Here is a 17,459-nt window from a genome sequence, read left to right on the forward strand (position 1 = left end):
TAAAATGATTATTAGCCACTACCTGTGATATAGCGTTTGTTAATTGCCCACCGGTTAATTAACACCCGTATAATTCTCTATCAATTACAAATCATCTTCCATCTTTACGGATATCAACAATAAGCCCTGTTCTGTTTGAGCCTAACACTTTAAGGCTTGTAAGGGCAACATCTTTGGGGTCAAGAAGCAAGTCGCTTGGTTCAACGCCAAAATTCGATGTTCTCATCGGTGTTGCAGTTCTTTCTGGATTAATACAATTAACTTTTATGTTGTCTGAGGTCCATTCTTCTGCAATTGCTTGGGTAAAGTTTACAATTGCAGCCTTCGAAGATGAATAAAGAGCATAATAAGAACGTCCACGAGTATACGAACTTGATGTAAAATTCAATAGCATCCCTGAAGATTTTTTTAAATATTTTTTTGCAGCGATAGCTATATTAACAGCGCCAACATAATTAATGCCTATTAGAGAATTCACTTCATTAAATGTAAGTGCATCAATTGGTTTCTTTATCAAAACACCAGCTGTATTTATTATATAATCTATTGATCCCAACTTTTCATTAACATTATTAAGGAAGTGTTCTATATTCTTGATATTAGCAATATCAACATTATTGAAAGAACGACTTGCAACTTCAACATTTGCGCCTAATAAAATTGCCTCCTTTTGTATTTCCAATCCAATACCACTGTTCCCACCAAAGATGACAATATTTTTCCCTTTAATAAAACTTAAATCATCACCTGTAGAAAAAGATATTTTATTCGCTTCCTGAAGTAATTTTTCTGCGATAAAAAGATCAATAGGTTGTGTTACTTTCATATTTGCTTCAGTCCCCATGACTGTAGCAACCCGGACACCAGGTACCATTGATCGAACAACACCACAATCACACGTAAAACTAAACCGCTTTTCAGCAATTGCACGTTGATATGCCAATTTTATTGTTCCTAACTTAAATGCTTGTGGTGTTTGGCCCCGCCGCATTAGTGCGCGATTTGGTATATTAGAAATACATCCGTCATCATAGACCTCGACTAAGGTATCTGCCGATGGAATAACAACATCTACAGCCTCAAAAATTTTCAGAGATTCGATACAATTACTAATTATTGTCTCATCGATTAATGGTCTTACAGCATCATGGAAAAGGATATTGCAATTATCGTCTTCGCCTTCCAAGCCTTGTAACGCTGAATATGTTGAATCAAATCGCTCCTTCCCTCCATTAAAAATTTTTGTAACTTTATTCCATTGGTTTTTCTTCACATAATCCCATGTCAGTTCAGTGTAATTTGGTTGTGAAACTATAATAATTTCATCAATTAACTCTGTTCTTTCGAAAGCATCGATAGTATATTCTATAACTGCTCTTCCTGCTAACTTTGTAAACTGCTTTGGTAAGGTTCCTCCAAATCTCGCACCTGAACCACCAGAAAGAATAACAGCAATATTTTTCATATTAAACCACCTTATTTTTATTGAATGACAAATTCACGTTTATTTTCTTTTTCTGAAACAGTTGAACTTATTCTCTTAAGCTCACTTAAAAATGCATCGTTTACTGTTTCATTTACACTCAAAAGATAATCTAATGCTTTATATCTGGCTTCAGCTAGATGATCATTCCCATTAATAATTATGTTTTCTATTAGTTGCATCAACTGCTCTATATTTGAAAAGGTGTATGCATAATCAGAATAATGCATATCACTTCCAGAAGTAATCACATTACGATCTTCAGGAATATAAATGAAAATTGGAGATAATGAAGATATACATTCACTTACTACAGCTGAAATATCACAAATAAACAAATCACTGTTAACAACCAAGTTGGGTATCGGTTCTGACTTGTTAGCAATTGAAAGCATGCAAGAACGATCTATGAAACTATTTTGTAATGCATCTTGGATCGTTTCTAATGTTTTATCTCGTGAGCCTGTAAGTGGATGGTATTTAGCTACTATTTTACAATTAAGTTTTTGTTGTAATTCAGAGAGAAATATAGGTGACAATCTAGCTGATGAATAATTATTCTCCTCAAAAGCACCTTCCCATGTTGGAAAGTAAGTTAGTGTTTTAATAATATGTTCTGTCACATTATTATTACTAACAGATTGTTTTACAATTTGCTTTAAGGAAGGACGCCCTACTTTAACAAACTTTATATGTTCTACATTGAATCCTGCATTTTTAAATCTATCAATATGTGCCTGCCCTGCTACCCAAATTTCATCATACACCCTAAAAAACTTATGCGCACTTGCTGCTTTATCACTATCGCCATGTCCTAAAAATATATGTTGGTAAATATTATATCTTAGAGTATGAATCAAATTACCAGTATTAGAAAGATAGTAAATTGCTTTAAGATATGGTAACTGATTCAGAACCTGTTCCACTGCGATGGCTGACTTTGCATACACAATATCCACATTGGGATATTTTGTAATAGCCCAATTATAAAGATTAATGTCTCTAATTAATAATGCAAACCTTTCATTTGAGGCTATAAATTCACCGATCCATTGTTCAATATGAAATGAACAATTTATACCTTCTCCCGTATGTATCAAGTGGTTTATTTTTGTAAACAGCCTAATGTTTGTTGTAATCATTTTAGGTTCATTTTTAGCTAAGTTATTAGTAATGTTTTTTTTCTTATCTTTTTCAGCCAACTTAGGTGTTTTTGAAACAATATTGACTTTTTCTGATTTATCAGGTTGTTTTTTATTATTTGAGTCTTTTATTGTATCCCCACGTCTTTTCTTAATCATATCTCTGAAGAACATATCAGGCTTTGTTACTAACTTGCTTAACTTTGACAAGCTCCAACTCCTTTTCAAAAACAATTAATGCTTTAAAATATGAATGCATAAAATATTTTTATCTTAAGATGTGACATCTAATAAAAATACCATTACATTTTACATTTTTTAGCTCAACAAAGGCATACTCATCTTATTTTACTATACACAATTAAAGTGTATTTTTATAATATAAGATAAATGCTTTAGATCGATTTTGTAATAACTCTTTTTTACATCATCAATATATGACTTATGGTAATGGATTTAATATACCATCACACCTATACTCCTCTATCCCGCCCTGAACATCTTCATGAAAACTAACCGCGTTATCATTTTTAAATACAATGGCCACATCGCAAAACTCTTTCAGTGAATTCAAACTATGTGAAACCATCAAAAAACTAGACTCTTTATGCCTTTCTTTAAACAATTGAGCGCACTTCTCTTTAAACCTGGCATCACCGACCGCCGTTACTTCATCGACGATATAATAATCAAACTTAAATGCCATGCTTAAACCAAAGCCTAAACGCGATCGCATACCAGATGAGTAAGTTTTAATCGGCATATCGAAGTACTTACCGAGTTCGGCAAATTCTTCGACAAACTCAATTTTCTCTTTCAGCTCTTCTTGCTTCGCGTATAACCGCGCAACAAATTTTACGTTTTCGCGTCCGGTTAAACTTCCCTGAAATCCACCTGCGAGGCCGACTGGCCATGATATTGTTTTATTAGTGATGATCTTTCCACTGTCGGGGCGGTCAATGCCGCCAATCATTCTCAGTAACGTTGATTTACCCGCTCCGTTGCGACCAATAAAGGCAACACTTTTTCCTGAAGGGATTTCAATATTTAAATCCTTAAAGACATAATGTCGACCCGCTGGCGTGCGATATGACTTCGTCAAATTTTCAATCTTAATCATGATGTCAGCATTGCCTCTTCACGCGTTCGGTATAACGCCAGACCGATGAACAGGGTGACCAGAGTGAACATTGCAAGGTAGTTCAGACTCACGCCTTCGCTGATATAGCCAGGCATAACTGCCTCGCGGCTTAACTCTACGACATGCACTAATGGATTCCAGAGTAGATATGACCAGTATTGCTTCGGAATCGAGTGTAGAGGGAACATGATGCAGGAGATGAAATACAGCGGCTTAAGCAGTATCGGCAGGACCTTTTGCATTTCAGGAAAAGTCTTACCAACGACCATGAATATTAAGCCAACGCCACATGAAAGAATGATTAACAAACTCCAGGTAAGCACAAGTTGTAAAAAGTTTGTTATTTCGAAATATTCGCCTGCCATCCAGACAATAAGCATAAGCAATATATAAACAGCAACATAAATCAGTGTCTCAAGCAATGCACGCGCAATGATCGTATCGATGGGTTTTACTGGTCGATAATTAAACAGCCCCTGATTCGCTTCAATAGCACCTACAGAACGATTGCTGATACTGCTAAAGATAAAAAAGGGAATCAGGCCATTAAGTAAAAACACCGGGAATGAGATGTCTGGCATCGTGCGGTGCATAATGTAACCAAAAATGCCCAACAGTATCAGCAAATGCGCAGAGGGTTCGAGAATCGCCCACAAATATCCCAGACGGAACTTACCAAAGCGTGTTCGTATTTCTCGTAGAAATAATGCCTCTACGGTGACTTTCTGGACTTCAAATCCACTTCTTGCCATTTGATGATGTGATCCTAATCTCTTCAGGTACGCTACCGCCCTTGGCTTAACAGCTACCAATACACTGGAGGTAATGCTTATTTGTAACTGGATAAAATTTACTCAGACGGTTTGACCTTTTTAATAGCCGCAAAAAATTTCAGCAGAAATTATTTCCGCAGGGATAAATAGATCTATTTCCGTCTCGTTTCTTCTAATCCATTCTTCAGGCATGAATGTATTCGGTCTTCTGGTAATTTCAGAAAACTGGCCGTTTTAGAATGTAGAGTTAATTTCTCAGGAAATTATTTTTTGTTCTTACTGTTAACTACTTGATTATAATACCCCCTATGGATTTTATGCGTAACAATACCTGCAATCTGTTTCAAACCAGAACGCATGCGATTGATTACCAATAAATTGTTTAGCGAGAAACTATTTCCCTATTTAAAATTCACTCATGTACTTCTTATTTATATCTACAGCACCCTCTTTACAGTCACATTTGTGATTTACATCACATTTAAACGGTGTTATTTAAGCCCCATTAATAATTCCGTGAGTAATTATTTTCGTCAATTAAAATATACATCTTGATTATTTTGTGCATTTATTTTAACCAGCGTTACAGCCAGCATTATCCCTCAGTAGATATACCTGAGCAGACATTTCTTAAAATCGACGAATAGTTTCCCTGGAAATTATTATGCTTATTTGAAATTCCCTTTCTGATTATCTCCAGTAATTTTACTAATTTCCAGGCTACACAAAATACAGATCACATAAGAATTATCCTATATGTTTTGACCTATCAATTGTTACTCAATGATTTATTACAACTATTAATAATCATAATGTGTCAAAACACTTAAGCATCTTTACAGTCTTAGAAAGGTGTCGATTAACGAAGGCTACATGGTGAAAAACAGGTTCCTTCAGTGTTACCGAATATTCCGTGGTGGTCTGGAGGGAGATAATTCTTGCTACATCGAAACTCAGCCCGGTGAGCGGGTTTGACAGTTCCGCACTCACCATTGGGCTAAGGGTTATCAGGTGGGGTTAAGGAAATGGCAATACCTACCCCCGTCCAAACTCCAGCCGCTGCACATTCACCATCCCAGGCTTCTCAGCAGCACTGACATCAATTTGTGTCACCCGCAGCGCATATTTTTCATCCAGCGCGTTTAACCAGTTCAGCAGATCATTAAATACCACAGGATCTATCCAGACCTGGATATTCTCCCCGCGCTCGGCTATTCGCTTAATGACCACTGAATGCGCCGAAGCACTGTCGCTGATGACCCGCGATACCTGTGCTGGCGTTGTCGTGCCGGATTTTCGCGCCGCAATAATATCCGGCGCGGCGCTCTTCAGTCGCGCGTTCATCGCCACCAGCTGCTGCAACATCGTCTCCTGTTGCTCAATCCGTTCGCTCAACGGCTGCCAGATGAGAACGTAATATCCGGCGCTAAACAGGAACACTACCGCTGCCAGTAACATGCCTTTTTCACGCGGAGAACGCCCCGCCAGGTGTTGTGTCAGCCAGTGTTCGCCACGGCTTAACTGGCGTTCACGCCATTGCTGAAAATAGAGAATAAATTTATCGCGTAACATGTTATTTCCTCCGCAACGTTACGCCGCCGGAAACCGCATCACCCTCTTTCTGTAACGCGTCCTGTTGCACAACATAATCTGCCGCCAGTGCGCTACGCAGTTTGTCGAAGCTGGCAAAGTTCGCAGCCCGCAGTTGGAGGTGAAGCGTCTGGCGTTTTTGATCAAAGGTGAAACCACGCATCTCAATGTCGGAAAGTGATGCGGATTTCAGGGTACTGGCGATCGCAGACAACTCGGCAAGCAGATCGGTATCATCAGCCTGTGGGCGATATTTTTTCAGCGCCATCGTCACCTGCGAGCGTAAATTCACAATCCGCTTCTGCTCCGGGAATAGCGTTAAGAACTGTTTATCCGCCTGGGTGCGGCTTTGCGCCACCTGTTCGCTGACGCTCCATAACGTCACGCCCCGTTCCACTACCAGCGCAACCAGAATCAGCAATATCGGCAGAATCATCACCCGCCAGCGCGCCCACTGTTTTCGGTAGCTGACACGAGGCTGCCACGGCCCTGTTAGCAGGTTCCCTTCCGATTCGCCATAAGTGGTAATGGCGGGCAGAGCCGTAACGGTCAGGCGTTCGGCGTCCGCACCAGCCCATGCAGACAGTTCTTCCGGTGCAATGCCGACCACGGTTAGTGAAATCGGTAAATTCTGCTCATTGAGCTGTGCGCGGAACATGACCGGAGCCAGCGCCCGCCCGGCGCTCCATCCCCGGCATTCATCGATGCGGCAGATAACCCGTTGCGCATCGCCAGCCATAAACCCACAAGGAATGGACATCCAGTCTGGCGCGACGGTAGCGCGGGTGATGCCGTTTGCCTGCAACCACTGCGCAATGTTGCGCATATGCTGCTGGTGAATCACAGCTACGGTTGCCAGTTGCTGGTCGATTTTCAACGGGGCGAAATGCAGTTCATCGATATCCTGGTTCAGCTCTTCTTCCAGCAAGGCGGGCAGAATCGTCGGTATCTGCTTGCGGGGCACATCAGGCAGTTCAACCTGCCAGACGCTGATCCATTCGCCGGGAATGTAGAGTCGAATCGCATCAGTTTGCAGCCATTGCTGGAGACGTTCGTCAGCAACGTCAGGCCAGATACCGTGCTCCACGTCGGGTGTATGGCGCTGCCAACGGATGGGATCAGCGGCGCAAAGCGGGAAAAAAATCTCAAGCATGGAACTCACTCACTTTCTCCTGTCTGATGCCAGAGAACAGAAAAGTGTTGTGGGCCCATGCGGACAATTAACGAATTCATCGTCAGTTCAATCTCATTCACGGTGATATCTGAACGCAGCCAGAAGTAATTGCTGTCCACGCTCAGGATGGTTTTTAGCTGTTTTTTAGTACGCTCATCGACGTCTGCAAGTAGCGGCTGAGCAAGAAACTGATCGACATCTTCCCAGCCCTTCGCCGGACGTTGTTGTAATAATGCCCGCGCCTGAACAGGGCTTAACCACGGGTCAAACAGCGCCTCAAGAATCACACTTTGCGTGACATCTAATGTATTGATGTTGATTTGCTGGCGGGCCATCGGCAGCGCACAGACCAACGGTTTCAGTTTTTGATAAAGCCCGGCGTCCATTCCCTGCACCACGCGCATCTCGCTGATATCAGCCAGCGGTTGATTAGCGGCGTAGAACGGCACCGAGCGGGCGAGATACTCGCTGTCTTCACGACCCAGACGCGTCTGCACGCTGCGGTCTTCGTCAATAAACTCCCACAGGCTTTCGGCTATCAGTTCGGCCCGATAAGCAGGCACATCGAGGCGCGAGATCAGGGCAATCAGTTGTTGTACCGCGAGCGGACGCGACGCCGTCGTCGGCTGAGCGAGGGCATTCAGGTTAAAGCAGGCCTGTGCGTCACGCAGAGTGACGGCAATTTGCCCCTGCGGCAGTGGGAAAAAACGCGGGCCAGAAGCCCACGGCTGTGCCAGATGCACACGCTTTTCATTTTTCAGGCTCAGACTGAGCGCGCTCAGCGCCAGGCTTTCTGCACTGGCGCTGTACCACAGCGCCTGCTGGTACTCCTGCTGGCTGCGCGTTCGCCCAAGTTGTTGCTGCATCCGACTGGAAAGCGTGATGGTTACCAGCATTATGACCGCCAGCAATACCAGCACCACGACCAGTGCCATTCCGCGTTTTGGTGGTGAGGTGATCATGATAATTGCGGCCCGCGTAACAACCAGATGCGTTCAATTTCGCCCCATTGTGGCGAATGCAGGGTTATGCGTACTGCCACAGGAATCGCCTGCACTGATGACCAACTCGCCTGCCAGCGCGTGCCGTCGTAGAACTGCAAACGGAGCGAATCCGCCGGGATTAATTTTTGCGTTGTTGGCTTCACGCTGCCTGCCGCATCGGTCAGTGGCCAGGCTAACCGTTCGAGATAACCACCATGAATGCGGTAACCGACGGTGAGCAGATTACTGCGCGGCAGACGCATCAACGGATTAACCACGCCGCCACGTACAAAACGCATCCCTTCACTCTCAGACGCCAGCACGCCAGCGCCCGCCAGTAACGCTGGTTCACGCTGGCCCTGATCGCCTCTTACCGGACGCGGCATCATTTGTGTCAGATCGTGGTTCAAAAAACTCATCGTTTGCTGCATGAGGTTTAGTTTTTGATCGTGTCCGGCGACGGCGCTATTCACGCGTGTAACGCCGTTTGTCACCTGCTGCGCCATCAGTGCCAGTGAGGCAAAAATGGCTATTGCCACCAGCATTTCCAGTAACGTGAAACCAGCGCGAGCCCTTCTCACTGTTGGCCTCCCACGGCGCTAAACCAGGCGCGTCGTGACTGAATCACTGGCGAAAAGTCGTCATGAAGACTGACTTCAATATCCACCGCCTGGAGCAGCACGTTACCGGTATTCAGAGGGATCGTTCGCCAGTACCAGCGGCTTCCTGCCATATCACTCTCGCCCTGGTGCCTGACCGCTCGTTGTTCACGGGTCATCAGGTAAAGCAGCGCGGTCTGGTTTTCAGCTACCCAACCAGCCACCGTTTTTTCCTCAAGAACGTGCTGATTACTCAGCGCACCGCTGGCAATCTGTAACACCGCCATGGCGACCAACGCAAAAATCGCCAGCGCGAGCATTACTTCCAGCAAGGTAAATCCACGCTTCATGGCATCCCCTCATCACATTGATTGAGGGATAACGCGCCATCGTGCACCAGCTTTACCGCCCAACACGCGTTTTGTGCCGACGAGTAAAAACGCAGTGTAAACGGCGTGACAGGTTCAAAAGGCGAAAAACGGATCTGCGGTGTCTTCTTTTTCGCCTCTTTTTGCAGCTCCAGTTCAATATCGTGCAGCGTCAGGCGACGACGCTGCAGCTCCAGCGCATACTCCTTCTGCCAGATATCACTGCCGGGTTGTAACAGCATCTGCACCTGTTTCGGCACCGTAACCTGTGCCGATAACCGGGTCGCAGAAACGGGCAACCATTGCCCGTGACGACGCTGCATAAACTGGTAACCTGGCGGGTCGATTAGCACACCGAGTGTTTGCCCTTCGATCACTGCCCTGTCCTTAAACTGCGCAAAGCGAGTCAGAAAATCCTGCGCCGCTTTTTTCGCAGGCGGCTCTGAAGCGGTCGCAAACGTCTGTACCACGCCCGCACTGGCAAGGCCGATAAGGAAAATCACCAGCATGATTTCCAGAAGTGTGAATCCGCGTTCAGGCACTGATTACTGAAACTCCTGCAAATTCCAGTTACCGATATCTGCGCCAGCGCCCTCCCCGTTTTCCTGACCATCTGCTCCCAGGGTATAAACATCAAACAGCCCTTTTTCACCCGGGCTGAGATACTGATAATCATTGCCCCACGGATCCTTTGGCAGTCGTTTGATGTATCCACCGGTACGGTAGTTGCGGGCGTCCGCCATATTGGCTGGCTGCTGGATCAGCGCCTCCAGTCCCTGTTCGGTGGTCGGATAACGCCCGTTATCCAGTCGGTACATATCCAGCGCATTCTCCAGCGCCACGATATCGCTGATGGCTTTTTGCCGATCGGCTTTCTCTTTGTTGCCCAACAGGTTAGGCACCACCAGACTTGCCAGGACGCCAAGAATAACAATCACCACCATCACTTCCAGCAGGGTAAAACCTGCCCGTGGTTTTTGTGTGCGGGATAACGAATTCATGTGATAACTCCGTAAATTACATTCCAACCATATTGTTCAGTTGCAGCATCGGCTCGAGGATGGCGATGACGATAAACAGCACCACGCCCGCCATCATCACCACCAGCGCCGGCTCAAACAGCCCTAACGCCAGCCCCACCTGGGTATCAAATTCCCGTTCCTGGTTGACCGCGGCCTGTTCAAGCATGGTTTCCAGCTCGCCGCTCTGTTCGCCGGAGGCGATCATGTACAGCATCATCGGCGGGAACAGGCGAAGATCCGCCAGCGCGGCGCGCAGGCTGCTTCCTTCGCGGACGCGATCTGCCGCCAGCAGCAGTTGTTGCTCGACATAACGATTTGCCGACACGGCGGCGGCGGTCTGAATGCCTTCCAGCAGCGGAACACTGCTGGCGGTGAGGATGCTTAACGTGCGGGAAAAACGCGCCGTATTCAGTCCGCGCGCAACACGCCCCGTCACGGGCAAACGCAGCAAGGTTTTATCCCAGCGCAGGCGCATGGCAGGATTTTTGAGTAGCCGTTGCCCCAGCACCAGAAGCCCCAGCAAACCCGCCAGCCAGTACACGCCGCTGGCCTGTAACGCGTCGCTCATAGCGATGAGCATTCGGGTGGAGGCGGGCAGCGCGTGTCCGAGATGATCAAACTGTTCGATAATTTTCGGCACTACTGCCGTCAGCAAAATAGTGACCACGCCCGTTGCCACCACCAGCAGTACCAGCGGGTAGAGCATGGCCTGCAATAGACGTGATTTCAGGCGCTGTCGCTGTTCGGTGTAATCCGCCAGGCGATTGAGCACCACGTCGAGATGTCCGGATTTTTCTCCGGCAGCGACCATCGAACAAAACAGGGAGTCAAAGACGCGGGGATGTTCGCGCAGGCTGTCCGACAGGGTATAACCTTCCTGAATCCGGCTGCGCAGCGCCATTCCGAGGCTTTTTACATGCAGTTTTTCGCTTTGCTCACTGACCGCCTGTAAGCAGGTTTCCAGCGGCATTGCTGCCTGCACCAGCGTTGCCAGTTGACGAGTGAACAGCGCCAGATCTGCCGCCGCCACGCGACGATGTGCGTGCCGCCGACGCTGCAACATTCCCCCTGCCGATGCATTCATCCGGGCTTCAATGTGCACGGGAATGAGGTCTTTACCGCGTAACAATTGACGGGCATGACGCGCGGAATCCGCCTCAATCATGCCTTTGGTTTTGCGACCATTACGCTCCAGCGCCTGATAGTAAAACAGTGCCATTACGCCTCCATGGTTACCCGCAGAACTTCATCGAGAGAGGTTTCTCCGGCGAGCACTTTCTCAATGCCGTTACTGCGAATACCTGCGGAGTGTTGCCGGACATAACGTTCCAGCTCCAGTTCCCCGGCCTGACGGTGGATCAAATCACGCAATGTGGCGTCCACCACAATCAGTTCATGGATAGCGGTACGTCCGCGAAAACCTTTGTGATTACAGGCAGGGCAGCCCTGCGGATGGTACAGCGTGACGGCATGCGTATCGGAGATCCCCATAAGACGTTTTTCTTCGTCGGTGGCAGGCGCGGCCTGACGGCAGTCGGAGCACAGCGTGCGGACCAGTCGCTGCGCCATCACGCCCGTCAGACTGGAAGAGAGCAGGAAAGGCTCCACGCCCATATCCTGCAAACGCGTGATCGCCCCCACCGCTGTGTTGGTATGCAGGGTGGAAAGTACCAGGTGTCCGGTCAGTGAAGCCTGAACAGCGATTTCTGCGGTTTCGGTATCGCGGATTTCACCGACCATCACCACATCCGGGTCCTGACGCAAAATTGCGCGCAGGCCACGGGCGAATGACATGCCGACGCGGGTGTTAACCTGCGTCTGACCGATCCCTTCAATCATGTATTCGATAGGGTCTTCAACCGTGAGAATGTTACGCGAGTGGTTGTTCAGCTCCTGCAATCCAGCGTACAGCGTGGTGCTTTTGCCGGAACCGGTCGGCCCCGTCACCAGAAAAATGCCGTGCGGTTTGTGTAACAGCTGGCGCAACTGCGCAGTCAGTTCGAGACTTAAACCCAGACGCTCCAGCGTCAGGCGAGCCTGGTTTTTGTCCAGCAGTCGCAGCACCACCCGTTCCCCCCAGGCGGAAGGCATGGTTGATACACGGACGTCAATCGCCCGACCGCCCAGCAGCAGCGCAATACGGCCATCCTGCGGTACGCGCTTTTCGGCGATATCCAGTCGCGCCATCACCTTGATACGCGATACCAGTAGCGAGGCCAGTTTACGACCGGGGCGCAACATTTCATGTAATGTGCCGTCAACACGAAAACGGATCACCAGACTCTTTTCAAACGTCTCAATGTGGATATCCGAAGCGCCTTCTTTGATTGCCTCTGCCAGCATGGCGTTGATCAGTTTGATGATCGGCGCATCGTCGTCACTTTCCAGCAGATCTTCCGTTTCCGGCAGTTCTTCAGCGAGGGTAAAAAAGTCCTCGGCGGAACCGAGATCTTCCATCAGCTGGCGAGCTTCGGAAGAGTCCCGCTGCCAGACCGCATTCAGCCGCTGTTCAAATTCGGCCTCGTCGATTTGCCGCAGCGTAAAGGGCGCGTTCAGCCCCCGTTGTAGCTCCTGCAAAACAGAGAGCGACAACGGATGAACATGGAGGATCTCCAGCGACGCTTCGCACCATGCCACCAGGCTAAACCGACGGCTGAAACTGTAGGGCAGACGCACGGTGTTAGCGGTGGTTTCCTGTGCTACAGGCACCATTAACGCGTTCTCCCGGCATTGAGGAACGCGCGTACTTCCGGCGGTAAGGCCTGATTTTGCGCTGGCAATATCGGCTGCGCGGTGTGCGGCATCAGGCTTAAGCCTTGCTCATCGCGGTAGATTTGCTCAGCGCGCATGTAGTTATATTTGCGCTGCGACACGCCGTCTGCCGCCATACCGTCACGCAAAATGGTCGGGCGGATAAACACCATCAGGTTACGTTTTTCTTTTTTATCCGCCGTCGATTTAAACAGGTTACCAATCAACGGGATATCACCCAGCAGCGGCACTTTCGCCACGCTTTCTCCCGCCTGGTCGTCCATCAGACCGCCAAGCACGATCAGCTCACCATCGTTAGCCAGCACGGTGGTTTTCAGTTTGCGCTCGCCAAACACGACATCGAGGCTGGTCTGCCCTTCCACTTTCGAGACTTCCTGCTCAATCACCATCTGTACCGCGTTACCTTCGTTAATCTGCGGCGTGACTTTCAGCATGATGCCGACTTTTTTCCTCTCTACCGTATTGAAAGGATTGCTGTTATTGGAGCCAACGGTAGAGCCGGTTAATACCGGAACGTCCTGGCCCACCATGAAGAAGGCTTCCTGGTTGTCCAGCGTGGTGATACTCGGCGTGGAGAGCACGTTCGAGCTGGAGTCGTTTTTGACCGCCTGTACCAGCGCCATCCAGTCGCCTTTCACCACGCCAACCGCCGTACCGCTAAAGCCAGAAAGAAGCTGAGCGAGCGTGGAGAGATCGCCGTTAGTATCCGGATTTATGGTGGTAGCACCGTTTTCGCTGATCACCGTGGAACCTTTCTGCGGCTTGGCTGCAGAAATCGCTGCCCCCAGCGTACCAATAGGGATTTGCGTACCGTTGGCAAACTGCATTAATCCGGCATCTTTTGACCCCCACTGCACGCCGAAGTTGATATTGCTGCCTTCGGCAACTTCCACGATTAACGCCTCGACATGCACCTGAGCACGGCGAATATCCAGTTGTTCAATCACGCTTTGCAGCGACTGCATAATGTCCTGCGGCGCAGTAACAATCAGGGCATTACTGTGTTTGCTGGCGGCGATGGAGACAACCTCACGCCCGCTACCAACCGTGCCTTCCGCCTCTTCTTTAGCCGCCGTGAGCGTACCGCTGACCTGCTTCAGCACATCGACCAGATCTTCGGCTTTGCTGTATTTGAGATAGAACACCTGGCTGTTGCCGCTGCGCTCCATTTCTGAATCCAGCCGACGGATCAGACGGCGCATTTTGTCTCGCGTGGCGGGGTCACCACTGACAATCACGCTGTTGGTGCGTTCATCGGCGACAATTTGAGATTTCAGCGTTGCTGGCTGGTTCTCGCCGCTGTTTTTGGTCAGGCTTTCCAGCACGCGGGCAATTTCCGAGGCTGAGGCGTTATCCAGCGGGATCACCTCTTCGGTGCGATTACCCGCGTGATCCACGCGCTGGATCACTTCCGTCAGGCGCTCCACAACGGAGGCGCGTCCGGTAAGCATAATCACGTTGGAGGGATCGTAATTAACAACGTTGCCTGAGCCTGCGCTGTCAATCATCTGGCGCAGAATCGGTGCCAGCTCGCGTACCGACACATTGCGTACCGGCACGACTTTGGTGACCATTTCATCGCCCGCGTAGTTGTCGCTGCCTTCACCGACCAGCGGCAGCGGCTCGACTTTCGCGGCGCTTGATTTCACCACCTTCAGCACGTCGTTTTCCATCGGTACGACCGCATACCCCTGTGCTTCCAGCAGGTTAAGGAATAACTGGTAATACTGGCGTTCATTGAGCGGAGTCATAGTGCGAATACTCACTTTCCCCTGAACGCCCGGCCCCATAATGATGGTTTTATTAAGGTTAGCGCCGACGGTTTCGATGAACGATTTCAGGTCGGTATCTTTAAAATTAGCGGTGAAAGTGGCTTCTTCCGCCCAGACCGGTGAACTGCATAATGCCGCTGCCAGCACCAGCGGCAGTAAACGCTTTTTTGTTTTGAGGCCAGTTGTCTTCTTACGCCAGATAGACAACGTCATATCACGCCAAAACACGATGAATGATTCTCCTGGATTAAATGCGGTTAGCGCAGTGCGATGGAAATGTCGTAGCGCGCACCCTTGCGTAAAACCGTAAGTTGAATGGAATCCATTGAAGGTAACTGCCGCATCAGAGCAATCATTGCTCGTGGATCAGTGAAATCCTGCTGATTTAGCGCAATGGCGATATCGCCTTCCTTAAAACCGCTGGCATCGAACAGAGAACGATCTGCCCCCGGTTTCACTGCATAACCGACAATTCCCTCCTTACGCACAGGCGTAAGCTGGATATAGTTAAAAATTTTCTGCGGATCTTTCGCCAGTGCCTGACGCACGGCAGCCGGGATCTCCACTGGCGCACTGACGACAGGTTCAGCAACAGCTTGCTTTGCTTCGTCACTGGCGGCTTTTTTGCTGGTCACCGCCACAGGGGGGCGTTCCTCCTCTGCCAGACTCAGACGTTCCATTTTCCCCTGATAGCGCAGCATCACATGGTCGCGGTTGATTTCCTCAATCACTGCGTTGTGAGAGCCAAGCCGTTCACCCTGCAAATAGACCTGCTGTTTGCCGCCTTCTTCAATCACCGCGCCGGGTCTGGCACCAAAGGCGATCCCACGCAGCACCACATTAAGACGCGTTTCTGCCACAGGCGCAGATTCAGGTTGTTTTACCGGTGCGGCGACGGGTTGATATTTGCCAAACCAGTTTTGTTGGCTGACTAATTGCACGTCATTTTTATCGAACGGTTTTGCATCCGCACGGAGCGGTTTATTCGCCGATGAGGAAACCGCCGTATATTCCGCAGAAAAGGAGAAATAGCGCCAGAGTGAATACGCCATTTTTGCAGAAATAATAAGCAGCATCAGCCAGAACATCCCGCGCACCATTTTTCGCAGATGCTCTTTGTCTGTATTAAGAGATTGTCTCTGGCTAAGAGTGTGACGAATTTTTGTCAGCAACTGAATGAGATAAATTCGTACGTCACGAAAAACAACCCGCGCCAATTTATATCTACCCGACGTTATGCTTTGACTATTCCACAGGTGGTACGATCCAGTTTCCGCTGATACTGGTTACCTGTACGTGTATCATTAATCGTTATGCTGTAATTAATTCCCTCGGTGATCATTAATTTCACCGTTGGGTCAGCGCACATTTGTCGTTGATAGCTGGTTAAAAAGGCGTCAGGTGTCTGCGTGGTCTGAGTACCCGATTCGCTGATAATGGTCATTTTTACCGTCGTGCCACTACTTTGCGCCAGCACTAAGGTATATCCCGCAGATTTAATCGGCAGGTTTTGGCTGATATTTTGCGCCTGTTTTTTCGCCAGTAAACTGGCGTTTTCATTATGGCTGGCGCAACCACTTAATAATCCTGTAACGCTCAACAATAGCGATATTAATACCCTCCCTGGCATCTGTTTTATCGACATGGTAAATAATCTCTAAGGTTATTAATAAGAGTTAAAATGTCACTTTGATAATGACGTGGTTATCATTAAAACAATGCCTGTAGATAAAGTGTTGCTATACCGCCCAGACTTAAACACGGTCCAAAAGGCAGTGTGGTTGATCCTCTTTTTGTAATAACGGCATATATCAGGCCGCAGCATGATGCGATTAAAGCCACATTGGGTAACGACAACGGCCCCACCCAGCCACCTAACGCAGCGAAGAGTAATACATCGCCCATGCCTAATGCTTCTTTACGCAGAACTATTCCGGCTATCCAGCGCAGGGAGTAAAACGTAATAAACCCCACCAGAACGCCGGTGACTGCGTCTTGTAGCGTTAACGGACTCTGCTGCGCCCATGCCGCAATCAGTCCTGTCCACAATACGCCCTGAGTAAAAACATCGGGCAGCCATTGGTTGTCGAGGTCGATGATGCTCGCGGCAATCAGCCACGCGGATAATATCATCACCGCCAGTCCCCATCCACTTTCTGGCCACACCAGACTCGCCAGCAAAAAAGCAAGTGCTGTCAATAACTCAACCAGCGGATAACGCTTGCTGATTTTCGCCTGACAGTCGCGGCAGCGCCCTTTGAGCATCAACCAGGAGAGCAGCGGAATATTGTCACGAACGCGGATAGTCTGCTGGCAATGCGGACAGTGCGAACGCGGTAGCGCAAGGCTTATTTTTGACTGCGTACTCGGCGTTTCACCATGAAACTCCGCCATTTGTTGGCGCAGCATGATGGGGTAACGCCAAATCACCACATTCAAAAAACTGCCGATGATCAATCCTCCGACGGTTGCCAGTATGGGCATCGCCGCGGGGTATTGCTGAAAAACATCAAAAAGCATGGTTAAAGGTTATTTGTTGTAATTTGCCGGATGCGGGCCTGCAGGTGTATGCCATATGGCTTTCCTCCAGGCCCGATAAGATGGCGCATCGGGCAAATGTGTTAACCCGATGCGCCTTAT

Annotated in this window: 17 protein-coding genes; all 17 read right to left on the reverse strand. The window is 48.5% G+C overall.

Annotation, left to right across the window (positions count from 1 at the left end; all coding sequences use genetic code 11):
* Positions 1-91: 91 nt before the first annotated feature.
* The gene (locus ACJHYO_RS01830; protein ID WP_001606120.1) at positions 92-1,465 is read right to left on the reverse strand and encodes a bifunctional cytidylyltransferase/SDR family oxidoreductase; all 1,374 of its coding nucleotides are present in this window, start codon (positions 1,463-1,465) and stop codon (positions 92-94) included.
* Between the two features lie 17 nt (positions 1,466-1,482).
* The gene (locus tag ACJHYO_RS01835) at positions 1,483-2,835 is read right to left on the reverse strand and encodes a CDP-glycerol glycerophosphotransferase family protein (RefSeq protein WP_001606122.1); all 1,353 of its coding nucleotides are present in this window, start codon (positions 2,833-2,835) and stop codon (positions 1,483-1,485) included.
* A 232-nt stretch (positions 2,836-3,067) separates the two neighbouring features.
* Entirely contained in the window at positions 3,068-3,745 is a 678-nt protein-coding gene (locus ACJHYO_RS01840; protein ID WP_001606124.1) for an ABC transporter ATP-binding protein, read from the reverse strand.
* Complete coding sequence (locus ACJHYO_RS01845) at positions 3,742-4,518, reverse strand: ABC transporter permease (RefSeq protein ID WP_000124294.1); 777 nt, start codon at positions 4,516-4,518, stop codon at positions 3,742-3,744. The genes ACJHYO_RS01840 and ACJHYO_RS01845 overlap by 4 nt, the downstream gene beginning before the upstream one ends.
* 1,056 nt (positions 4,519-5,574) lie before the next feature.
* The gene (gene yghD, locus ACJHYO_RS01850; protein ID WP_001555679.1) at positions 5,575-6,111 is read right to left on the reverse strand and encodes a GspM family type II secretion system protein YghD; all 537 of its coding nucleotides are present in this window, start codon (positions 6,109-6,111) and stop codon (positions 5,575-5,577) included.
* Between the two features lies 1 nt (position 6,112).
* Positions 6,113-7,291 (reverse strand): type II secretion system protein GspL, encoded by a 1,179-nt coding sequence (gene gspL / locus ACJHYO_RS01855; RefSeq protein WP_085455526.1) that lies wholly within the window; start codon positions 7,289-7,291, stop codon positions 6,113-6,115.
* Positions 7,288-8,265: a type II secretion system minor pseudopilin GspK gene (gspK, locus tag ACJHYO_RS01860; protein ID WP_000633186.1), complete on the reverse strand. Its 978-nt coding sequence runs from the start codon at positions 8,263-8,265 to the stop codon at positions 7,288-7,290. Before gspK ends, gspL begins: the two co-directional genes overlap by 4 nt.
* Positions 8,262-8,867, reverse strand: a complete 606-nt coding sequence (gene gspJ, locus ACJHYO_RS01865; protein WP_001683284.1) for a type II secretion system minor pseudopilin GspJ — start codon at positions 8,865-8,867, stop codon at positions 8,262-8,264. The genes gspK and gspJ overlap by 4 nt, the downstream gene beginning before the upstream one ends.
* Positions 8,864-9,235, reverse strand: coding sequence for a type II secretion system minor pseudopilin GspI (gspI, locus tag ACJHYO_RS01870; protein ID WP_000820138.1), 372 nt, complete (start codon positions 9,233-9,235; stop codon positions 8,864-8,866). Before gspI ends, gspJ begins: the two co-directional genes overlap by 4 nt.
* The gene (gene gspH, locus ACJHYO_RS01875) at positions 9,232-9,795 is read right to left on the reverse strand and encodes a type II secretion system minor pseudopilin GspH (protein WP_001115121.1); all 564 of its coding nucleotides are present in this window, start codon (positions 9,793-9,795) and stop codon (positions 9,232-9,234) included. The genes gspI and gspH overlap by 4 nt, the downstream gene beginning before the upstream one ends.
* Positions 9,796-9,798: 3 nt before the next feature.
* Positions 9,799-10,254: a type II secretion system major pseudopilin GspG gene (gspG, locus tag ACJHYO_RS01880; protein ID WP_001087289.1), complete on the reverse strand. Its 456-nt coding sequence runs from the start codon at positions 10,252-10,254 to the stop codon at positions 9,799-9,801.
* Between the two features lie 16 nt (positions 10,255-10,270).
* Positions 10,271-11,494, reverse strand: coding sequence for a type II secretion system inner membrane protein GspF (gene gspF, locus ACJHYO_RS01885; RefSeq protein WP_001173412.1), 1,224 nt, complete (start codon positions 11,492-11,494; stop codon positions 10,271-10,273).
* The gene (gene gspE / locus ACJHYO_RS01890; RefSeq protein ID WP_085455527.1) at positions 11,494-12,987 is read right to left on the reverse strand and encodes a type II secretion system ATPase GspE; all 1,494 of its coding nucleotides are present in this window, start codon (positions 12,985-12,987) and stop codon (positions 11,494-11,496) included. The genes gspF and gspE overlap by 1 nt, the downstream gene beginning before the upstream one ends.
* Positions 12,987-15,047: a type II secretion system secretin GspD gene (gspD, locus tag ACJHYO_RS01895; protein ID WP_085455528.1), complete on the reverse strand. Its 2,061-nt coding sequence runs from the start codon at positions 15,045-15,047 to the stop codon at positions 12,987-12,989. The genes gspE and gspD overlap by 1 nt, the downstream gene beginning before the upstream one ends.
* 29 nt (positions 15,048-15,076) lie before the next feature.
* The gene (gene gspC / locus ACJHYO_RS01900) at positions 15,077-16,036 is read right to left on the reverse strand and encodes a type II secretion system protein GspC (protein WP_024175985.1); all 960 of its coding nucleotides are present in this window, start codon (positions 16,034-16,036) and stop codon (positions 15,077-15,079) included.
* Positions 16,037-16,053: 17 nt separating this feature from the next.
* Positions 16,054-16,464 carry a type II secretion system pilot lipoprotein GspS-beta gene (gene gspS2 / locus ACJHYO_RS01905; RefSeq protein WP_001298257.1) on the reverse strand — a complete coding sequence of 137 codons (411 nt, stop codon included), beginning with the start codon at positions 16,462-16,464 and terminating at the stop codon, positions 16,054-16,056.
* Between the two features lie 65 nt (positions 16,465-16,529).
* Positions 16,530-17,339: a prepilin peptidase PppA gene (gene pppA / locus ACJHYO_RS01910; RefSeq protein WP_000895874.1), complete on the reverse strand. Its 810-nt coding sequence runs from the start codon at positions 17,337-17,339 to the stop codon at positions 16,530-16,532.
* Positions 17,340-17,459 lie beyond the last annotated feature (120 nt).

Source organism: Escherichia sp. WS1118 (genome assembly GCF_046487695.1).
GTDB classification, from domain to species: Bacteria; Pseudomonadota; Gammaproteobacteria; order Enterobacterales; family Enterobacteriaceae; genus Escherichia; species Escherichia coli.

Excerpts from the sequence above, each read along its gene's own strand:
- gspF (WP_001173412.1), bottom strand. The coding sequence starts at position 11,494 with ATGGCACTGTTTTACTATCAGGCGCTGGAGCGTAATGGTCGCAAAACC.
- ACJHYO_RS01845 (WP_000124294.1), bottom strand. The coding sequence starts at position 4,518 with ATGGCAAGAAGTGGATTTGAAGTCCAGAAAGTCACCGTAGAGGCATTA.
- gspE (WP_085455527.1), bottom strand. The coding sequence starts at position 12,987 with ATGGTGCCTGTAGCACAGGAAACCACCGCTAACACCGTGCGTCTGCCC.
- ACJHYO_RS01830 (WP_001606120.1), bottom strand. The coding sequence starts at position 1,465 with ATGAAAAATATTGCTGTTATTCTTTCTGGTGGTTCAGGTGCGAGATTT.
- gspG (WP_001087289.1), bottom strand. The coding sequence starts at position 10,254 with ATGAATTCGTTATCCCGCACACAAAAACCACGGGCAGGTTTTACCCTG.
- ACJHYO_RS01840 (WP_001606124.1), bottom strand. The coding sequence starts at position 3,745 with ATGATTAAGATTGAAAATTTGACGAAGTCATATCGCACGCCAGCGGGT.
- pppA (WP_000895874.1), bottom strand. The coding sequence starts at position 17,339 with ATGCTTTTTGATGTTTTTCAGCAATACCCCGCGGCGATGCCCATACTG.
- gspS2 (WP_001298257.1), bottom strand. The coding sequence starts at position 16,464 with ATGTCGATAAAACAGATGCCAGGGAGGGTATTAATATCGCTATTGTTG.
- gspK (WP_000633186.1), bottom strand. The coding sequence starts at position 8,265 with ATGATCACCTCACCACCAAAACGCGGAATGGCACTGGTCGTGGTGCTG.
- gspI (WP_000820138.1), bottom strand. The coding sequence starts at position 9,235 with ATGAAGCGTGGATTTACCTTGCTGGAAGTAATGCTCGCGCTGGCGATT.
- yghD (WP_001555679.1), bottom strand. The coding sequence starts at position 6,111 with ATGTTACGCGATAAATTTATTCTCTATTTTCAGCAATGGCGTGAACGC.